This window comes from Microbacterium sp. PRF11 (assembly GCF_031844085.1).
In the GTDB taxonomy this organism is placed as follows: domain Bacteria; phylum Actinomycetota; class Actinomycetes; order Actinomycetales; family Microbacteriaceae; genus Microbacterium.
In genome coordinates this window covers 463,721-483,408 of the sequence record NZ_JAUZUP010000002.1, presented here as the reverse complement: position 1 = coordinate 483,408, position 19,688 = coordinate 463,721, and the positions used below count along the sequence as shown (strand labels likewise).

Below are 19,688 nucleotides of genomic sequence, written 5' to 3'. Positions count from 1 at the left end.
GCGGAAATCCACAGATCTAAGGAGCACGAGTATGGGCGCGTACGACGCCGTCATCGAGATCCCCCGCGGCAGCCGCGTGAAGTACGAGGTCGACCACGGCACCGGCCGCGTCTACCTCGACCGCATCCTCTACACGGTTTTCGGGTACCCGGCGAACTACGGCTTCTTCGAGAACACCCTCGGCGAGGACGGCGACCCGCTCGACGTGCTCGTGCTGCTCGACCGCGAGCTGCACCCCGGCATCCTGGCCAAGGTCCGCCCCGTCGGCGTTCTGAAGATGAGCGACGAGGCCGGCGGCGACGACAAGGTCGTGGCGGTTCTCGCCAAGGACCCGCGCTGGGACCACATCCAGGACGTGAGCGACATCGACGAGTGGACGAAGAAGGAGATCACCCACTTCTTCGAGCACTACAAGGACCTCGAGCCCAACAAGTGGGTCAAGGTCGACGAGTGGGCGGATGCCGCTGAGGCCGAGCGTCTGGTGTCCGAGGCGTTCACGCGCTTCGACGAGCACGACGCGCAGACCAAGACGCAGGGTTCGGGCGAGGCGCCCAACACGCTCTGACGCACCGCGTCGAACGAAAACCCCCGGTCCGAGGACCGGGGGTTTTCTCGTCGCGAGGTCAGACCGAGACGCCGCGATCGCGCAGCCAGGGCGCGGGATCGGTCGTGCCGCCCCACGGCGGGTAGACCTCGAAGTGCAGGTGGCAGCCGAACGAGTTGCCCGTCTGGCCCGTCGCGGCGATCTGCTGACCGGCCGAGACGCGCTGCCCCGACGAGACGTAGATGCCGCCGTCGACGATGTGTCCGTAGCCGGTGCCCGAGCCGTCGTCGTGCTGGATGCGGATGTAGTTGCCGAAGCCGCCGTTGCGGCCGGCGTAGGTGACGCGTCCCGCGGCCGCGGCGTAGATGGGCGACCAGCAGCTCGCGCCGAAGTCGAGGCCGAGGTGCCAGGTGCTCGCGCAGTAGCTGGAGTTGCACTGACCGGAGCGGGGGCCGTATCCCGACGACGTGTAGGCGTTCGACGGGCGGGCCCAGCCGCCGCCGCCGACGTTTCCGCCGCCGCCGCCGCCACCGCCGCCACCGCCACCGCCACCGCCGCCACCTCCGCCACCGCCGCTGTTGGCGCGGGCGGCGGCCTCCTGCTCGCGGCGCGCGCGCTCCGCCGCGTCGCGGGCGGCGGCGGCCTCACGGGCCTGACGCTCGCGCTCTTCGCGGGCCTTGCGCTCGGCTTCGACGCCGGCCTGGTAGTCGGCGACGGTCTTCGCGGTGGTGTCCTGCAGGGCGGCGAGCTGTGCCTCGAGCACGGCCTGGTTGGCCTGCTGCGCGGCGAGCGCCTCCTGCGCGGCCTGGGCGGCCTGCTGGGCAGCGGCCATCTTCTCTTCGGCGATCACGCGCAGGCGCTCGCGCTCGGCCGCGGCGTCCGTGGCCTGGCCGCTGAGGTTCTTGGCGTTGTCGCGCGCCGCGACGGCGGCGGCGTACACCGAACGGTTGCGCTCGAGGAGCTTGTCCATCGTGCCGAGCTTGGCGAGCAGGTCGTCGGCGGTCGCGGCCGAGCCCGAGAAGAACAGGTCCAGCGAGGTGTCGTCACCGCCCGAGCGGTACAGCTGCGCGGCGACCTTGCCGGCCTTGTTCGCGGCATCCGTCGCCTTTGCCGCCTGCGCGTCCGCCTGCTGCTGGAGCAGCTGCGCGCGGTAGTCGGCGTCCTGGTAGGCCTGCTGGGCCGCGAAGTACTCGTCGGAGCGGGCCTGCACCTCGGCCTGCGTGCGGGCGACCTCGGACTGCAGCCCGGCGATGAGGCCCTGGATGCGCGTGATCTCGGCGCCCTTGGCGGCCTCGTTCGCGCGCGCCGCCTCGACGTCTGCCCAGGAGGGGTAGTCCGCGGCGAGGGCGGGGGTGGTGAACCCGGATGCCACCGACCCGAACGCGCCGAGGGCGACGGCGCCGAGAGCGCCGATCTTCAGCGCGCTGCGACGGTCGAACGTCGGCCAGAGCCGTCTCTGCTCCGCCGCTGTGGGCGCGCAGCCGCAATCTTCTGTTTCGTCGGGGCGCTCGAGCGTCACGGGACTACCTCATCTCACCGGTCGCAACTCGACTCACAGTAGCAACAGGAGTCTCACGCACAACAGGGCGAGTTCCCGCTGGCGGGCCCATCCTGCCCCCTCGACACGCGCGGGAGGAGGACGCCACGCCCTCGATTGGCAATCTCGAGATTTGTGAAGTAGGCTCGGTCGTCGGCAAGCGAGGTGGAAATCGAAAGGTTTCCAGCTCATCCGGCCCCATCGTTTAGCGGCCTAGGACGCCGCCCTTTCACGGCGGTAGCACGGGTTCGAATCCCGTTGGGGTCACTTCCCGGTACATAATTGAAAATGCATGGCCCTGTAGCGCAGTTGGTTAGCGTGCCGCCCTGTCACGGCGGAGGTCGCGGGTTCAAGTCCCGTCAGGGTCGCTCCACAGCGACGGGCCTTCTTTCGGGAAGGCCCTTCGTCTAGGAAGCGGCAGACATGCCGCTCGGCTCTGTAGCTCAGTTGGTAGAGCGCACGACTGAAAATCGTGAGGTCACGGGATCGACGCCCGTCGGAGCCACGGTCCCTCATGAGGCTTCTACTCATGGGGGACTTTTTCGTTCCCGGATGCCGCGTGAACCATCGCCGCTCTCCGGCTCCCGGTCCCTTCGACAGGCCCAGGGACCTCGGCGCGACGCACGCGCCCCGCCGCGCCGGGGCGCCGAGAACAGGCCGAACGCCGCCATCTCGACCTGCTCCCGTGGCTTCCCCCATTCCCGTGACGCGAGCGGGCCTCCGCATCCCCCTGCATAGCCATCCCCCAGCCGGGGTGGTTACGCATCGCCGCCGGACAGCGCTACTATTTGTTGACTTTTAGCAAACACCTGGCGCCCGACCGAGCCATCGAGCCGTCCGCCGGGCCTTCTTCCGAAGAGGCACCGATGTCCGACATCACCCGCAGCCGCCGCGCGCACACCGCGGCCACCGACACGGTCATGACGCACCGCATGATCATGTTCGTGATCTTCGGCCTCATGGCCGGCATGTTCCTCTCCGCCCTCGACCAGACGATCGTGGGCACCTCGATCCGCACGATCGGCGACGACCTGCAGGGTCTGAGCCTGCAGGCGTGGGTCACCACGGCCTACCTGATCGTCTCGACGATCTCGACGCCCATCTACGGCAAGCTGTCCGACATCTTCGGGCGACGCCCGCTGTTCCTCCTGGCGATCCTCATCTTCATCATCGGCTCGGTGCTCGCCAGCTTCTCGACCTCGATGGCCGAGCTCGCCGCCTTCCGCGCGATCCAGGGCCTGGGCGCCGGCGGCCTCATGTCGATGCCGCTCGCGATCATGGGCGACATCCTCGCTCCGCGCGAGCGGGCGAAGTACCAGGGCTACTTCCTCGCCGTGTTCGGCATCTCCAGCGTGATCGGCCCGCTCGTGGGCGGCCTGTTCGCCGGGGCCAGCGAGATCCTCTTCATCACCGGCTGGCGGTGGGTCTTCCTCATCAACGTGCCGATCGGCATCGTGGCCCTCGCGATCGTGTGGCGGTTCCTGCACATCCCGAAGCAGCCGCGCCACTCCGTACGCATCGACTGGTGGGGTGCGACCACGGTCATCGTGGCGCTCGTCCCGTTGCTGCTCGTCGCCGAGCAGGGGCGCGAGTGGGGCTGGGGCTCGCCGATCGCCCTCGCCTGCTACGTCGTCGGGGCACTCGGCATCCTGGCCTTCGTCATCGCCGAGACGAAGATGAAGGACGACGCGCTCATCCCGCTGAAGCTGTTCCGCTCGCCCACCTTCTCGATGGCCACGATCATCGGTGTGCTCGTCGGCTTCGGCATGTTCGGCGCGATGCTCACGCTGCCGCTGTACCTGCAGCTCGTGCTGGGCTCCTCGCCCACCCAGAGCGGCTTCGAGATGCTGCCGATGATCCTTGGCCTGATGATCGCCTCGATCGCCAGCGGCCAGATCATCGCCCGCACCGGGCGGTACCGCATGTTCCCGATCCTGGGGACGGCGCTGATGTCGGTCGGCTTCTTCCTGCTGACGTTCCTGAAGTACGACAGCCCCTACTGGCACGTCGCCCTGGCGATGCTCGTCATCGGCCTCGGTCTCGGGCAGCTCATGCAGACGCTGACGATCGCGAGCCAGAACTCGGTGGGCCTGCGCGACATGGGCGTGGCCACCAGCGGCTCGACGTTCTTCCGTCAGATCGGTGGAACGCTCGGCACCGCGGTGCTGCTGTCGCTGCTGTTCACGCTGATGCCGACGAACATCATCGGCTCGTTCTCCGACCGCACGACCCTCACCGATGCTCTCGATGCGGCCCTCGACCCCACCGTCGCCTCGGCCCCGGCGAACGAGAAGATCATGTCCGGCATCTACACCCCGATCGTGTCGCAGATCGTCGACGGGACCACGTCGCAGCTGCAGGCCGGGGTGCAGCAGGCTCAGGATGCCGCGACCCAGGCCGTCGCCGAACAGGTCGCGGCAGGTCGTATCCCGGCGTCGGCGCAGGCCGCCGCCACGCAGACGGCCGTCGCGCAGGCCGTCGCCGCGGCCACGACGCAGATCCAGCAGCAGGTACCGGTCGCGCGCGTCGCATCCGACGGGACCGTGAGCCTGGACTTCTCGGATGCCGCTCAGCGCGCGGCGTTCGTGGACACCGCGGCGACGACGATCGAGGACCGGTTCTCCGCGGGAGACGAGAACACCTCGATCGGTGATTCCACGCTCGACGACACCTCGTTCCTCGTGGGCGCCGACGCGCGGCTCACCAAGCCGTTCCTCGTCGGCTTCAACTCCTCGGCGACGACGGTCTACTGGACCGCGATGGGCGTCGTGCTGCTGGCGTTCGTGCTGTCGCTGTTCTTCCGCACCCCGCCGCTGCGCTCGAAGTCGGCGTTGCAGGAGGCCGCCGACGAGCGACGCGGCACGGACGACGAGGAGAAGCGCGCCGCCGAGGCGGCGACGCAGACCGGCGCTCTGCTCACGCCGTGAGGTGAGGGAGGGTGGGGCCGTCGCGACGACGCCCCGCCCTTCGTCGTTCTCAGACCGCTTCGCGGGCCCGCAGATCTTTGCGCAGGATCTTGCCCGATGTCGACTTGGGGATAACGTCGATGAACTCGACGCGACGCACCTTCTTGTGCGGCGCGACCTCGCCCGCGACGAAAGTCATCACGTCGTCAGCGCTCAACCCGGAGTCGGGCACGGACACGACGAACGCCTTCGGGATCTCCTCGCCGTCGTCGCCGCGCACGCCGATGACGGCGGCATCCTGAATCTGCGGGTGCGACAGCAGCAGCGCCTCGAGCTCCGCCGGAGCGATCTGATAGCCGTGGTACTTGATGAGCTCCTTGAGGCGATCGACGATCGTGAAGGAGCCGTCGACGTGGTGCACCCCGATGTCGCCGGTGTGCAGGAAACCGTCGTCGTCGAGGGTTTCGGCGGTCGCGTCGGGGCGGTTGAGGTAGCCGAGCATGACGTTCGGACCCCGCACCCAGATCTCGCCGGGCGCGGTCAGCCCGTCGTCGCCGTGCTCCTCGAGCTCCGCACCGGTCTCGGGGTCGACGAGCTTGGCCTCGCAGCCCGGGATGAGCACGCCGACCGAGCTGACCGGCATCCCTCCGCCGACGGGGATCGCGTGCGAGACCGGGCTGAGCTCGCTCATGCCGTAGCCCTGATAGAAGCGGGCGCCGATGCGGCGGCCGGCCGTCTCGGCCGTCTCCCCGTCGAGCGGCGCGGCCCCCGAGAACACGCTGTGCACGCTCGACAGGTCGTAATCGGCGACCGCGGGGTGCTTGGCGAGCGCAACCGCGATCGGCGGCGCGATGAAGAGGAACGTGCACCGCTGGTCCTGGATGATGCGCAGGAACTCGGTGAGGTCGAAGCGCGGCATCGTCACGAGCGTCGCCCGCTGACGCAGAGCCAGGTTCAGCAGCACCGTCATGCCGTAGATGTGGAAGAACGGCAAGACCGCGAGCACCCGGTCGTCGGGAACGATCTCGATGATCGGCCGGCACTGGTGAACGTTCGCGACGAGGTTGCGGTGCGAGAGCATCACGCCCTTGGGCGCGCCCGTTGTGCCCGACGAGTACGGCAGCACCGCCACGTGGGTCGCCGGGTCGATCGAGACCTCGGGCGGGGTGCGCCCCTCGCCGAGGAGCGACCGCAGGTCGGGGTGCCCCTCGGCACCGTCGAGCACGATGACGCGGTCGTCCGGGATGCCGACCGCGCGCGCAGCCTCGGCCGCCTGCGGCAGCAGCGGCGAAACGGTGACGAGCCACGTCGCGGCCGCATCGCGCAACTGCCCGCCGATCTCCCGGGCGGTGTACAGCGAGTTGATCGTCGTGACGGTCGCGCCGAGCCTCAAGATGCCGTGGAACACCGTCGCGAAGGCCGGGACGTTCGGGCAGAGCACGGCGACGACCGTGCCGACCCCCGCGCCCCGGGCGGCGAGCGCGCCCGCGAACGCGTCGACCTGCGCGCGGAGGGCGCCGTAGGTCGTCTCGGCGCCGGTGGCGGGGTCGATGAGCGCGACCCGTCCGAGATCGGTGTCGTCCAGCGAGCCGAAGAGGTAATCGTAGATGCTCTGATCGGGGATCTCGATGGGCGGGAACGGGCTCTGGAACACGGGTTTCTCCCTCGAAATGCCGGCGGCGATCATGCCGTGCGCTCATCCTGACACCGGTGAGACCGGGTGTCACTGAAATCTCGGCCGCGTCTCAGGTGACCGCGAGCACGACCCCGCCCGCGGCGCCGACGAGCACGACCGCCCACGCCGGGGCGCGGAACGCCGTGAGCAGCACGAATCCGATCGCGGCCAGCACGAACGGCCCCGGCCCCGTGACGGCGGTGGTGAACACGGGCGTGTAGAGGGCGGCGGCGAGGATGCCGACGACCGCCGCGTTCGCCCCGCGCATCGCCGCGCGGATGCGGGGCTTGTCGCGCACGGCATCCCAGAAGGGCAGGACGCCGACCAGCACGAGGAACCCGGGCAGGAAGATCGCGGCGAGCGCGATGCCCGCGCCGGCGACGCCCCCGGGGCCGACGGTCGAGACGTCACCGAGGTAGGCGGCGAAGGTGAACAGCGGGCCGGGGACGGCCTGGGCTGCAGCGTAACCGGTGAGGAACGTGTCAGGCGCCACCCACCCCGGTTCGACCACACCTCCCTGCAGCAGGGGCAGCACGACGTGGCCTCCGCCGAACACGAGCGCCCCCGCACGGTAGAAGGCGTCGCCGAGCATCACCGCCCCCGAGCCCGTCACCGCCGCCAGCACCGGCAACGCGATGAGGAGGCCGAGGAACACCGCGAGACAGGCCACCGCGACCCCCCGGGGGACGCCGAACGGGGGCAGGGACGGGCCGGTGGGCTCGGCCCTACCCCGGAGCAGGAACAGTCCCGCGACGACGCCGACCGCGAGAGCGCCGAGCTGGCCCGGGGCGCCCGGGAGCAGGAGAGCGAGAGCGAGCCCGGCCACCGCGATCCCGGCGCGGGGAGCATCGGGCGTGAGCGTGCGCGCCATACCGAGCACCGCGTGGGCGACGATGGCCACGGCCACGATCTTGAGCCCGGCGATCAGGCCTTCCCCTATCGGCCCGTCGACGAGCGCTGCTCCCCCGGCGAAGGCGACCAGCAGCGCCGCCGAGGGGAGGGTGAACGCCACGAACGCCGCGAGGGCCCCCGCGATCCCGGCGCGCTGCAGCCCCATCGCGAAGCCCACCTGGCTCGAGGCGGGCCCCGGCAGGAACTGGCACAGCGCGACGAGGTCGGCGTAGGCGCGATCGTCCATCCACTTCCGACGCACGACGAGGTCGTCGCGGAAGTACCCGAGGTGGGCGACCGGCCCGCCGAAGCTCGTCACGCCCAGGCGGAGGAACGCCCGGAAGACTTCGCTCACACGGCCGACTCTGCGCATCAGCCCATCATCCCGGCGCGCGGGAAACGACGGGTGAACTCCGTCACGTCAGGGGGACACCGAGGATCTCGTCGACGAGGCGCAGCGTGAGCCCCGTGAGCCGTTGGTCCTCGGCGATGTCGGCGCCGGCCACCGCGTCCCGGAAGCGTTCGACCTCACCGACCATGACGTTCTCCGCGGCCTCGACCTCGATGATCTCGGGCTCCCCGCCGCGCGGGCTGAGCACGAGGCGTCGCGGCGCGTCGATCGCGTCGATGACGAGGGAACCCTCCTCGCCCTGGATCTCGCTCGGCAGCGCGGTGTCGGTGATCTTCGACCAAGCGATGTCGGCGACGAACCCGTTGTACACCGCGAGCGCGCTGCCGGCCCCGTCGGTGCCCGAGGCGATGCCCACCCGCGCGCCGTGCACCGACCGCGGCGCACCGCACAGGCGCACCAGCGCGTGCAGCGGATACACGCCCAGGTCGCGCAGTGCGCTGCCGCCCATGGTGGGGTCGAGGATGTTCGTCTGCTCGCCCGCGAGCACCTGGTCGTAGCGCGCCGACCGCTTCTCGTACCGGAGCGCCACCCGGCGCACGGTCCCCACCCGCGCCATGGCCGCGGCCACGGCGGCCAGCCCCGGGTCGTACGCCGTGCGCATGGCCTCCAGCAGCACGACGCCGCGATCGCGCGCGTGCGACACCGCAGCAACCCACTCATCCGCCGTCAGCACGGCCGGCTTCTCGACGAGCACCGGGATGCCGGCATCCACCGCCGCGCGCACCTGTTCGGCGTGCGCGGAGTTGGGGCTGGCGAGGTACACGGCGTCGACGTCGGCAGCCGCGAGGAGCGCGTCGAGACCCACCGCGACACCTGGCGCGCCGATGCGCGCGGCGAACGCCCGGGCCCTCTGCTCGTCACGGGAGCAGACACGCGCGACCTCGACGCCGTCGACCCCGGCGACGGCCTCCGCGAAACGCTCGGAGATGGAACTGGTGCCGACGAGACCGATGCGGAGCATGGCTCCATCCTCTCGCGATCCTTCACCGTTGCGCGGGGCGTCCCGAACGCGCGCGAATCGTCCCGATAGGATCGCGCCGACTCGCCACCCGACCCGAGGTCTCGCCATCAGTACTCGAGCCGAACACCGCCGCCGCCTCTCCCGCCGTGTCCGCCGCCGCCGCGCCCTCGCCGCGAGCCTCGCGGTCGCCCTCATCGTGGGCGGGGTCGGCGCGTTCGCCCTCACCCGGGCCGGCGCCGAGGCCCCCGAGGCGGATCGGGCCTTCCCGACGACGTCGCCGGAGACGACGCCGACACCCACCCCCACCCCGCTTACCGCCGCGCAACAGCTCCTCGCGACCACGGCCGATCCGCTCGCGTGCGCCGTGTCGTTCGCCGGCGACGGCATCGCAATCGACCCACAGCTGCAGACGCAGGACCAGCTCTACCGGGCACTGCCGATCCCCTCCGCCGACGGTCGGGTCTTCGCCGGGTGGTTCCCCGACGCCGCTTCGGCGAGCGCCCCCACGATCGCCGCCCGCGTGAACGGCGCCGACCTGGTCACCTGCACCGGGCGCGAGCGCACGCTGTACGCCGCGTGGACGACCCCCGAGGCGAATGCGGCGGAGGATGCCGGCATCCCGATCCTCATGTACCACCAGTTCACGCGGAAGCCCGAGGGTGAGGACACCTGGCTGAAGGGGAACTACGCCTACATCGGCGACTTCGACGCGCACATGGCCCACATCCAGGAGGGCGGCTTCTACCTGCCCACCTGGGATGAGCTGAGCGCGTTCATCGACGGGAAGCTGTTCCTGCCGAAGCACTCGGTCGTCATCACCGACGACGACGCCGACAGCACCTGGCTCGAGCTGGCAGCCCCGATCGTCGACGCGCGCCACCTGTTGACGACGTCGTTCGTCATCACCTCGGCGCGCACCGAGTCCACCCCCAATCGCTTCGTCCTGCAGCGCTCGCACACCCACGACATGCACCGCGCCGGCGCGAACGGCAAGGGGCGCATGGTCAACGACGACCCGGCGACCATCGCCGCCGACCTCGAGGAGTCGGCGCGGATCCTTGGGGCGAAAGAGGTGGTGGCCTACCCCTTCGGCCACTACGACGACAGGACGAAAGAGGGCGTGCGCCAGGCGGGCTTCGAGCTGGGCCGCTCGATCGAACCCGGTTACGTGCGCATCGGCACCGACAAGCTCGCCCTGCCGGTGGTGCGCGTGGACTACGGCATGAGCGTCGACGCCCTCCGCGCGAAGATCGGGTGAACCGTCCCGCGGCCGACGTCTCGCGGACCGCTGTGCAAGGGGAATGCGAGCTCACAGGTACGTGCGCCACAATCTCAGGTTGAGCCTGCGTGGCCCCTTTACGCTGTTCTTTTACCCCACCGACGAAAACGCGAGTGTGCATGGACCTTTCTGTCATCGTTCCGACCTTCAATGAGGGTCCGAACGTCGCCGAACTCGTCCGGCGCACGGCGGCGGCGTTGGTGGGCCGCGAGGTCGAGGTCGTCTTCGTCGACGACTCCACCGACGACACCCCCGACGTGATCCGCGCGGTCGCGGCGGCCAGCGACATCCCCGTGCGTCTCATCCACCGCGACGACCCGGTCGGCGGCCTGGGCGGTGCGGTGGTCGAGGGCATCCGTGCGGCGGCGTCCGATCGCTGCGTCGTCATGGACGGCGACCTGCAGCACCCGCCGGAGGTCATCGCCGATCTGCTCGCGCGCGCCGAGGTCGGCGATGCCGACGTCGTCGTGGCATCCCGGTACACCGCCGGAGGCACCTCGGACGGTCTGGCCAACGCGGTGCGCACGACGGTGTCGCGCGCATCGACGCTGCTGACCAAGGCGATGTTCCCCAAGAAGCTGCACAACTGCTCCGACCCGATGACCGGGTTCTTCCTCGTGGAGCGCACCTCGCTCGACATCGACACCCTGCAGCCGCGCGGATTCAAGATCCTGCTCGAGATCCTCGCCCGCAAGCAGATGCGCGTCGCCGAGGTTCCGTTCTCGTTCGCTCCCCGCTTCGCCGGCGAGTCCAAGGCGTCGTTCAACCAGGGCATGCGCTTCCTGCTGCAGCTGACCATGCTGCGCTTCGGTCGCATGTCGGCGTTCGCCCTGGTGGGCGGGCTCGGCGCGGTGGCGAACCTCGCGATCATGTGGGCGCTGACCACGGTGGGCGTGCAGTACATCGTCGCCGCCATCATCGCCAGCGTCATCACGATCGTCGCGAACTTCCTCGCCCTCGAATACCTCGTCTTCGCCGACATGCGCGAGGAGTCCGGGCTCATGCGGCACCGGTTCATCAAGTCGTTCACCTTCAACGGCGTCGAGGCGATCGTGCGCATCCCCGTGATCTGGCTGCTGGTCAACCAGGCGCACATCCAGAGCGTCGTCGCGGCGGCCCTCACGCTGATCGCCGCGTTCGTGGTGCGCTTCGTCTTCCACGCCCTCGTGGTCTACGCCCCCAAGAAGAGCCGTGTCGGCAAAGCCGTCCGCGCCATCGAGCCCCTCGAGGACGAAGTCACCGCCTGAGCGCACCCCGCTTGCGGCGGCGTACGCTGGAGACATGTCCTCCGACGCACCCATCCGTATGTTCGGCGCCGACTGGTGCCGTGACTGCATCCGCACGAAGAAGCAGCTCGACGAGCTCGGCATCGACTACGAATACGTCGACCTGGTGGCCGACCCCGCCGCCGCCGACGTCGCCAAGGAGATCTCGGGCCGCACGAGCATCCCCGTCGTGGTCTACCCCGACTCCAGCCACCACGTCGAGCCGAGCAACGCCGACGTCGAGGCCAAGCTCCGCGAGCTCTCGCTGATCTGACCGGGTCGGTGTGACCCTCGACGCCGCCTGGGCCGTCCGCCGGGCGCTCACCGCCGAGGTCGGCACGGCGCTCCCCGCCTTCGTCGACCACCACGTGCATCTGCACCTCATCGACGCCTCGTCGATGCCCGCCCGCGGGATCGCCGGCGTCGTCGACCTCGGCGGCGACCCCGCGGCGCTGGCCCGTCGCGGGCGCGGCCTCCCCCGGGTCGCCTACGCGGGGGCCTTCCTCACCGCGCCCGGCGGCTATCCGCAGGGCCGGTCGTGGGCGCCCGCGGCGATCGTGCGCGAGGTGACCGATCCCTCGGCCCACCCCGGCGTCGAGGGCGGCGCGCGCACGGCCGTCGACGAGCAGGCGGATGCCGGAGCCTCCGTCATCAAGATCGCCCTGCACGCCGACGCGGGTCCCGTGCTCTCCGACGTCTTGCTCGAGGCGATCATCGCCGCCGCGACGGCGCGTGGCCTCCCCGTCGTCGCGCACGCACAGGGGCCCGGCCAGGTCGAGCGCGCCCTCGAGGCGGGGGTGCACGCGCTGGCGCACACCCCGTTCGACGCCCCCGTGTCACGGCGGACGCTGACGCTCGCGGTCGGCTCCGGCCACGCGTGGATCTCGACCCTCGACATCCACCGCGGGGCGGCGCGCGACCGGGCCGTGGCGAACCTGCGGGCCTTCGCGGCCCGTGGCGGGCGGGTGCTCTACGGCACCGACCTGGGCAACGGGCCTCTACCCGTGGGACTCAACCGGCGGGAGCTGCTGGCCCTCCACGAGGCGGGTGTCCGCGGTGACGCGCTGGTGAGCGCCCTCAGCGACCCCTGGCCCGCGGAAGAGACCGACGGGGCCGTCTCGACCTTCGTCGCGGGCCCCGCGCCCACCGATACCGATGCCGTCCCCACCTGGCTGAGCCGGGGGACGGTCGTCCCGACCGAGGAGCTCACCCGTGTCGACTGACCCCTCCCCCGACTTCGGATCCGTCGACCGGCTCGAGGTCCCGCATCGCGCCTTCGACGACGAGGCCGCCTCCCTCGACGCCGCCGACCCGCTCCGGCATCACCGCGACGCCTTCGTCGGGGCCGAGACGCCCCTGGTCTACTTCGACGGCAACTCCCTCGGCCGTCCGCCGCGGGCGACCGCCGAGCGCCTCGCGCGCTTCGTGACCGACGACTGGGGCGGCCGGCTCATCCGCGGCTGGGACGAGGCGTGGATGGATCTGCCCTTCGCCATCGGCGACCGCATCGGCGCTCTCACCCTGGGCGCGGCATCCGGTCAGACCGTCATCGGCGACTCCACGACCGTGCTGCTGTACAAGCTGCTGCGCGCCGCTCTCGACGCCCAGATGGGCCGCGACCCGCAGCGCATCGAGATCGTCGTGGGCCGCGACGATTTCCCCACCGATCGCTACCTGGTCGAGGGCATCGCCGCCGAGCGCGGCGGACGCGTCGTCTGGATCGACGTCGACACCTCCCGCGGGGTGGATGCCGACCTCCTCCGCGCCGCGGTCGGCCCGCGCACCGCGGTGGTGCTGCTCAGCCACGTGTCGTACCGCTCGGGCTACCTCGCCGACGGTCCCGCGCTCACCGCCGTCGCGCACGACGCCGGCGCCCTCGTGCTGTGGGACCTGTGCCACTCGGCGGGCTCCGTGCCGGTGGAGCTCGATGCGTGGGAGGCGGATCTCGCCGTCGGCTGCACCTACAAGTACCTCAACGGCGGGCCGGGATCCCCCGCCTTCGCCTACGTCGCCGCCCGCCAGCAGGCGGCGCTGACCCAGCCCGTGCAGGGGTGGATGGGGGCGGCCGACGTCTTCTCGATGGGCCCGGTGTACCGCCCCGCCGATGGCATGCGCCGCTTCCTGTCGGGCACCCCGCCGGTGCTGGCGATGGTCGCCATGCAGGACACCCTCGATCTGCTCGAGGATGCCGGGATCGCGGCGGTGCGGGCGAAGTCGATCGCGCTCACCGACTTCGCGGCGCGGGTGGCCGACGGCATCCTGGCCCCCCTCGGTGTGACCCTCGCCTCCCCGCGCGACTCGGCCGAGCGCGGCGGACACGTGACGCTCTCGCACCCGGCGATGCGCGCGGTGACCGCCCGGCTATGGGAAGGCGACGTGATCCCCGACTACCGCGACCCGCACGGGCTGCGCATCGGCCTCTCGCCCCTGTCGACGAGTTTCGCCGAGACGCTGATCGGCCTGCGCGCCGTCGCCGACGCGGTGCGGGCCGAGAGCGCGGGGCACCGGGAAGTCTAGCCTCGAAGGGTGATCGATCCGCTCCTCGTCGTCCTCGCCGGGGTGGTGGTGATCGCCCTCGCCACCGTCATCGGTCCGCGCTTCAACGTCGCAGGACCCCTCGTGCTGCTCGCGGTCGGCGCGGGCGTCAGCCTGCTGCCGTTCGTGCCGCCCTTCGCCGTGAACCCCGAGGTCATCCTCGTCGGGGTGCTCCCCCCGCTGCTGTACTCCGCGGCCGTGCAACTGCCCGCGATCGAGTTCCGCCGCGATTTCGCCCCCATCGCCGGCCTTTCCGTCCTGCTCGTGGTCGTCAGCTCGGTGCTGCTCGGCCTGTTCTTCTGGGCCGTGATCCCGGGGCTCGGTCTCGCCCTCGGCATCGCGCTGGGCGCGATCCTGAGCCCGACCGATGCCGTGGCCACCTCGATCGCCAAGCGCTTGGGCATCTCGCCCCGCGTGGTGACGATGCTCGAGGGCGAGAGCCTGCTCAACGACGCCACCGCGCTCGTGCTGCTGCGCACGGCGGTGGCGGCCGTGGCATCCGGGTTCGCGTTCGGCGACGCCCTGCTGAACTTCGCGTGGGCCGTGATCCTCGCCCTCGTCCTGGGCGCGGCGGTGGGCTGGGCCAATCTGCGGGTGCGGGAGCGTATCGCCAACTCCGCCGCGAACACGGCGCTGAGCTTCACCGTGCCGTTCATCGCCTACCTCCCCACCGAGCACCTCGGCGGATCGGGTCTGGTCGCCGCGGTCGTCGCGGGCATCGTCACCGGCCAGGGCGCGGCGCGCCGCTTCACGCCCGAGCAGCGCATCAGCGACCGCCTCAACTGGCGCACCATCGAGCTGATTCTGGAGGGCGCCGTCTTCCTCGTCTTCGGGCTCGAACTCAAAGACATCGTCCGCGCGAACCTGGAGGAGCACGAGGGACTGTGGCACGGCACGTGGCTGGCCCTCAGCGCCCTCGCCATCGCGCTGCTCGTGCGCGCCGCGTGGGTGACGGGCCTCATCGCCGTCCAGGCCCGCCGCAGCCGTTCGCTCGACCGGCACGAGGGCCGCGTCGACGACGCTCGCGAACGCCTCGACGCCTTCGAGCGACAGCTTCGGGACGGGACGCTCGCCCGCCCGCCGCGCAGTGACGACCCCGAACGCACCCGGCGCCGGATCGGCTGGATGCGCTCGCGGATCTCGCGGACCGTCGCCGACCTGAACTACTACCGCGACACCCCGCTCGACCTGCGACACGGCTCGATCATCGTGTGGGCGGGGATGCGCGGCGTCGTCACCCTCGCCGCCGCCCAGACCCTGCCCGAGGGCACGGCCCAGCGTCCCCTGCTGATCTTCGTCGCCTTCCTCGTCGCGCTGTTCAGCCTCGTGCTGCAGGGGCTGACGCTGTCGGCGGTGGTGCGCGGCGTCGGCCTCGCCGGCGAGGGCGGCGAGGGGCCCTCGCGCGAGGAGCAACGTGCCCTCGACGCCGAGCTCCGGGATGCCGCTTCGGCGGCGGTGCAGTCCGGTTCGCTCCGTCGCCGCGACGGGCGGGCCTTCCCCGCCGAACTCGTCGAGCGCGCCGGGGCGCGGCTGGTGCGGCCACCCGACGAGGACGCCTCGGAACGGGTCCGCGATCTGCTCGAGCTGCGGCTGGCGTCGATCGGGGCTATGCGCCGCCGCCTGGGAGACGTCTCGCGCGACGGGCGGTACAGCACCGCCGCACTGCGCCACGCGCTCGCAGAGCTCGACGCCGACGAGCTCAGCCTGGAGCTGCGCATCGACGACGGCGAGGACGACTGAGCGGAATACCCCCGCTCCGCCGGTCGTTTCCTTCCGTGCGCATGCGGTCCCCGCGAGATCCGCGGCCGTCCGCCTGCGGGAGAGAAGTGTCACCATGAGCAGGTTCACCGGCAAGGTCGCCCTCGTCACCGGCGGCGGGAGCGGGATCGGCGCGGCCATCGCGCGAGAACTCGCCGCGGAGGACGCCTCGGTCGTGGTCACCGACATCGATCCGGATGCCGCTGCGCGCGTCGTCGAGCAGATCGCCGACGCCGGCGGGACGGCCTCCGCCTTCACGCAGAACACGGCGAAGTGGCAGGATGCCGAGGCGGCGGTCGAGCACGCGAAGACCACCTACGGAGGACTGCACCTCGCCGTCAACAACGCCGGCATCGGCGGCCCCGCCGCGACGATCGGCGACTACGACGTCGACGCGTGGGATCGCGTGCGCGCGATCAACCTCGACGGCGTGTTCTACGGCCTGAAGTTCCAGCTGCCCGCTATCGTCGCCTCCGGTGGCGGAGCGGTGGTCAACATGGCATCCGTTCTGGGGTCCGTCGGCATCGCGCAGAGCTCGGCGTACGTCGCCGCCAAGCACGCCCTCGTGGGCCTGACCAAGGTCGCCGCCCTCGAGTACACCTCCCAGGGCGTTCGCACCAACGCCGTCGGTCCCGGCTTCATCGACACGCCCCTCGTGCGCTCGAGCCTGAGCCCCGAGGCGCTGTCGCACCTCGAGCGCGAGCACGCGACGGGCCGCCTGGGCACCGACACCGAGGTCGCGGCCCTGACGCTGTTCCTGCTCAGCGACGCCGCCTCGTTCATCTCGGGCAGCTACCACCTCGTCGACGGCGGTTACTCGGCGCACTGAGCCCATCGCCCCGGCCCGTTGCGCGCAGCGCGCCGGGGCGGGGCCGACGCCGCGGGGCGCTCTCGCAGGGTCGTGGGGCACAATGGACGCGGAGGTTTCCATGAGCGATCCGATCCCGACGATGCCGTCATCCGCGGATGCCGCCGGGACCAGCCCCGTGCCCCTCGTGCACGCCGCGGCCGAGTGCCCGAAATGCTTCACCGAGCTGCAGAGCGACCGTGACTGGTGGCGCGCCCGTCCGGCGGGTTCGCGTCTGGTCGGCCTGGTCGTCGCTCGCCCCGACATGCCGACCGTCGTGCAGCAGCGCGACGACCTGACCCGGTTCGGTGTGCCGATCGAGGGCTTCCGGCACCCCGCCCCCGAAACGATGGAGGGGTGGGCGAACCGCCTGGACCGCTTCTTCGGCACCCTCACACGCGGCGACGTGCTCGTCGTGGCGAGCGTGCACGCCCTCGGGGTGACCCGCGAAGACGAGACGCGCGCCGTCGCGGACCTGCGCCGACGCGGCGTGATGGTCAAGGTGCTCTCCCACGGCGACCGGCACCTGCACGACGCGGGCCCGACCGGTCGCGCCTGACGCCTCGGGTCGGGGCGTCGCCGCGGACCGAGCGCCGTCGTTGCCGGGCGGCACGCTTGGTGCGTGGCGGTCGACGCCGAGCGGCACGCTGCGGAGCGGCGTCGTCCTCGCCGGACCGCGCACTCCCGCGCGGACGGCGGTGTCCGTCCGAGCGGCGCCTCCCGTGACCGAAAGCGATCAGGCGCCGACGTACCGCGCGAGGTGCTCGCCGGTGAGGGTCGACCGCGCGGCGACGAGGTCGGCGGGCGTGCCCTCGAACACCACGGCACCACCGTCGCGACCCGCACCGGGGCCCAGATCGATGATCCAGTCGGCGTGCGCCATGACCGCCTGGTGATGCTCGATCACGACGACGGTGTTGCCGGCATCCACCAGCTGATCGAGCAGGCGCAGCAGCGTGTCGACGTCGGCGAGATGCAGTCCGGTGGTGGGCTCGTCGAGCACGTACACCGCCCCCGACTTCGCCATCGAGATCGCGAGCTTGAGTCGCTGGCGTTCTCCGCCCGAGAGCGTGTTGAGCGACTGCCCGAGCGTGAGGTAGCCGAGACCGACGTCGCGCAGGCGACCGAGCACTGCGACGGCCGGCCCCTTCGTGAGGAACTCCGACGCCTCGACGACCGACATCGCCAGCACCTCGGCGATGTTCCTGCCGTCGAGGGTGTACTCGAGCACGTCGTCGGAGAAGCCCGTCCCCGCGCACAGCTCACAGACCGTCTCGACGGTCGACTGAAAACCGAGCTGCGTGACGATGACGCCGAGACCCTTGCAGGCGGGGCAGGCGCCCTCGCTGTTCGCGCTGAAGAGGGCCGGCTTCACCCCGTTCGCCTTCGCGAACGCGGCGCGCACCGCGTCGAGGATGCCGGTGTAGGTCGCGGGACTGCTGCGCCGTGAGCCTTTGATGGCGGTCTGGTCGACGACCACGACGTCGTCGAAGGCGGGCAGGTTGCCGTGGATGAGCGAGGACTTCCCCGACCCCGCCACACCCGTCACGACCGTCAGCAGTCCGCGCGGCACATCGACGTCGACCCCGCGCAGATTGTGCTGTCGCGCGTCGCGGATGGGCAGCGCGCCGGTGGCCGCGCGCACGGTGTCTTTCAAGCGAGCGCGGTGGTCGAGGAAGCGGCCGGTCAAGGTATCGGAGGCGCGCAGACCCGCGACGTCTCCCTCGTACTGCACGGTGCCGCCGTCGCGCCCGGCGCGCGGTCCGAGATCGACCACGTGATCGGCGATCTCGATGACCTCGGGCTTGTGCTCGACGACGAGGACCGTGTTGCCCTTGTCGCGCAGCTGCTGCAGCGTCTCGTTCATGCGCTGGATGTCGTGCGGGTGCAGCCCCGCGGTCGGTTCGTCGAAGACGTAGGTGATGTCGCTGAGACTCGACCCGAGGTGCCGGATCATCTTCGTGCGCTGCGCCTCGCCGCCCGACAGCGTGCCGCTCGCGCGATCGAGCGAGAGGTATCCGAGACCGATGTGCACGAAGGCGTCGAGGGTGTCGCGCAGTCCCTGGATGAGCGGGGCGACGGTGGGGTCGTCGATCGTGCGCACCCAGGCGGCGAGATCGGTGATCTGCATCGCCGCGGCATCCGCGATGTTGACCTCGCCGATGCGCGACGAGCGCGCCCCCTCGTTCAGGCGGGTGCCCGCGCATGCAGGGCACGCGACGAACGTCACCGCGCGATCGACGAAGGCGCGCACGTGCGGCTGCAGGGCGTCGCGGTCTTTCTGCAGCATGCTCTTGGTGACCTTGGGCACGAGACCCTCGTAGGTCATGTTGGTGTTGGCGATGCGCACCTTCGTCTGCTCTTTGTAGAGGAAGTCGTGGCGCTCCTGCGCGGTGAAGTCCTGCACGGGCTTGTCGCCGTCGACGAAGCCCGACTCGCTGTAGATGCGCACCATCCAGCCGTCGGCGGTGTAGCCGGGCACGAGGATCGCGCCCGCCCGCAACGACAGCGTCGTGTCGACGAGCTGGTCGAGATCGATGTCGCTGACCTGCCCGAGCCCCTCGCACTCGGGGCACATGCCGCCCGTGATCTCGAACGAACGTCGCTCCTTCGTGCCCTTCTTCGCGCCGGTCGTGTGCGTGACGGCACCTGCGCCCGAGATCGAGGGCACGTTGAACGAGAACGCCTGCGACGACCCGACGTGCGGTCGACCGAGCCGGCTGAAGAGCACGCGGAGCATGGCGTGCACGTCGGTGGCCGTGCCGACCGTCGAGCGGGCGTTGGCCGCCATGCGCTCCTGATCGACGCGGATGGTCGCGCTGAGATTCTCGAGCGCGTCGACGTCGGGCCGCGAGAGCTCCCCCATGAACTGCTGCACGAACGTGGGGTAGGTCTCGTTGATGAGCCGCTGCGATTCGGCGGCGATCGTGCCGAACACCAGGGACGACTTGCCCGAGCCGCTCACGCCGGTGAACACCGTCAGCCGGCGCTTGGGGACGTCGAGATCGACGTTCTTCAGGTTGTTCTCGCGCGCGCCGCGCACGCGGATGACGTCGTGGGTGTCGGGACCGTTCATGC

The 19,688-nt window shown here is 71.0% G+C and carries 15 protein-coding genes and 3 tRNA genes; 13 read left to right on the top strand and 5 right to left on the bottom strand.

All coding sequences use genetic code 11. The annotated features are described in order from the left end of the window. Positions 1 to 31 precede the first annotated feature (31 nt). The gene (locus Q9R20_RS07810; protein WP_311248803.1) at positions 32 to 565 is read left to right on the top strand and encodes an inorganic diphosphatase; all 534 of its coding nucleotides are present in this window, start codon (positions 32 to 34) and stop codon (positions 563 to 565) included. Positions 566 to 623: 58 nt separating this feature from the next. Here Q9R20_RS07810 and Q9R20_RS07805 read toward each other — a convergent pair whose 3' ends face one another. Next, on the bottom strand, positions 624 to 2,063 hold the full coding sequence (locus Q9R20_RS07805) for a M23 family metallopeptidase (RefSeq protein ID WP_311248802.1): 1,440 nt from the start codon (positions 2,061 to 2,063) through the stop codon (positions 624 to 626). A gap of 212 nt (positions 2,064 to 2,275) precedes the next feature. Between Q9R20_RS07805 and Q9R20_RS07800 the strand changes: the two genes are divergently transcribed. The 4 genes from Q9R20_RS07800 (at position 2,276) to Q9R20_RS07785 (ending at position 5,008) form a co-directional block, all read left to right on the top strand. After that, positions 2,276 to 2,348: transfer RNA gene (locus tag Q9R20_RS07800), tRNA-Glu, on the top strand. 27 nt (positions 2,349 to 2,375) lie between these two features. After that, positions 2,376 to 2,449: transfer RNA gene (locus Q9R20_RS07795), tRNA-Asp, on the top strand. Between the two features lie 64 nt (positions 2,450 to 2,513). Continuing rightward, positions 2,514 to 2,586: transfer RNA gene (locus tag Q9R20_RS07790), tRNA-Phe, on the top strand. Positions 2,587 to 2,947: 361 nt separating this feature from the next. Next, positions 2,948 to 5,008, top strand: a complete 2,061-nt coding sequence (locus Q9R20_RS07785) for an MDR family MFS transporter (protein ID WP_311248801.1) — start codon at positions 2,948 to 2,950, stop codon at positions 5,006 to 5,008. Positions 5,009 to 5,057: 49 nt separating this feature from the next. Here Q9R20_RS07785 and Q9R20_RS07780 read toward each other — a convergent pair whose 3' ends face one another. The 3 genes from Q9R20_RS07780 to Q9R20_RS07770 form a co-directional block, all read right to left on the bottom strand. Further along, a complete protein-coding gene (locus tag Q9R20_RS07780; RefSeq protein ID WP_311248800.1) occupies positions 5,058 to 6,641 on the bottom strand; it encodes an AMP-binding protein in 1,584 nt (527 codons plus the stop codon). A 91-nt stretch (positions 6,642 to 6,732) separates the two neighbouring features. Continuing rightward, positions 6,733 to 7,926, bottom strand: a complete 1,194-nt coding sequence (gene chrA / locus Q9R20_RS07775) for a chromate efflux transporter (RefSeq protein ID WP_311248799.1) — start codon at positions 7,924 to 7,926, stop codon at positions 6,733 to 6,735. A 43-nt stretch (positions 7,927 to 7,969) separates the two neighbouring features. Then, entirely contained in the window at positions 7,970 to 8,926 is a 957-nt protein-coding gene (locus Q9R20_RS07770) for a Gfo/Idh/MocA family oxidoreductase (protein WP_311248798.1), read from the bottom strand. A 196-nt stretch (positions 8,927 to 9,122) separates the two neighbouring features. Here Q9R20_RS07770 and Q9R20_RS07765 point away from each other — a divergent pair, with 196 nt between their 5' ends. The 8 genes from Q9R20_RS07765 to Q9R20_RS07730 all read left to right on the top strand — a co-directional run bounded on the left by Q9R20_RS07765 (position 9,123) and on the right by Q9R20_RS07730 (position 17,169). Further along, the gene (locus Q9R20_RS07765; RefSeq protein ID WP_311248797.1) at positions 9,123 to 10,184 is read left to right on the top strand and encodes a polysaccharide deacetylase family protein; all 1,062 of its coding nucleotides are present in this window, start codon (positions 9,123 to 9,125) and stop codon (positions 10,182 to 10,184) included. A 140-nt stretch (positions 10,185 to 10,324) separates the two neighbouring features. Continuing rightward, complete coding sequence (locus Q9R20_RS07760; protein ID WP_311248796.1) at positions 10,325 to 11,452, top strand: glycosyltransferase family 2 protein; 1,128 nt, start codon at positions 10,325 to 10,327, stop codon at positions 11,450 to 11,452. Positions 11,453 to 11,486: 34 nt separating this feature from the next. Then, positions 11,487 to 11,744 (top strand): glutaredoxin domain-containing protein, encoded by a 258-nt coding sequence (locus tag Q9R20_RS07755; RefSeq protein WP_295839326.1) that lies wholly within the window; start codon positions 11,487 to 11,489, stop codon positions 11,742 to 11,744. A gap of 10 nt (positions 11,745 to 11,754) precedes the next feature. Then, positions 11,755 to 12,693, top strand: a complete 939-nt coding sequence (locus Q9R20_RS07750; RefSeq protein ID WP_311248795.1) for a hypothetical protein — start codon at positions 11,755 to 11,757, stop codon at positions 12,691 to 12,693. Then, on the top strand, positions 12,683 to 13,987 hold the full coding sequence (locus tag Q9R20_RS07745; protein WP_311248794.1) for an aminotransferase class V-fold PLP-dependent enzyme: 1,305 nt from the start codon (positions 12,683 to 12,685) through the stop codon (positions 13,985 to 13,987). The genes Q9R20_RS07750 and Q9R20_RS07745 overlap by 11 nt, the downstream gene beginning before the upstream one ends. Positions 13,988 to 13,996: 9 nt before the next feature. Beyond that, complete coding sequence (locus Q9R20_RS07740; protein ID WP_311248793.1) at positions 13,997 to 15,745, top strand: sodium:proton antiporter; 1,749 nt, start codon at positions 13,997 to 13,999, stop codon at positions 15,743 to 15,745. A gap of 94 nt (positions 15,746 to 15,839) precedes the next feature. Then, positions 15,840 to 16,592 carry an SDR family oxidoreductase gene (locus tag Q9R20_RS07735; protein WP_311248792.1) on the top strand — a complete coding sequence of 251 codons (753 nt, stop codon included), beginning with the start codon at positions 15,840 to 15,842 and terminating at the stop codon, positions 16,590 to 16,592. 100 nt (positions 16,593 to 16,692) lie between these two features. After that, positions 16,693 to 17,169: a dehydrogenase gene (locus tag Q9R20_RS07730; RefSeq protein WP_311248791.1), complete on the top strand. Its 477-nt coding sequence runs from the start codon at positions 16,693 to 16,695 to the stop codon at positions 17,167 to 17,169. Between the two features lie 177 nt (positions 17,170 to 17,346). On the opposite strand, the gene Q9R20_RS07725 is transcribed toward Q9R20_RS07730, so the two are convergent. Continuing rightward, positions 17,347 to 19,686 (bottom strand): excinuclease ABC subunit UvrA, encoded by a 2,340-nt coding sequence (locus Q9R20_RS07725; RefSeq protein WP_311248790.1) that lies wholly within the window; start codon positions 19,684 to 19,686, stop codon positions 17,347 to 17,349. Between the last annotated feature and the right edge of the window lie 2 nt (positions 19,687 to 19,688).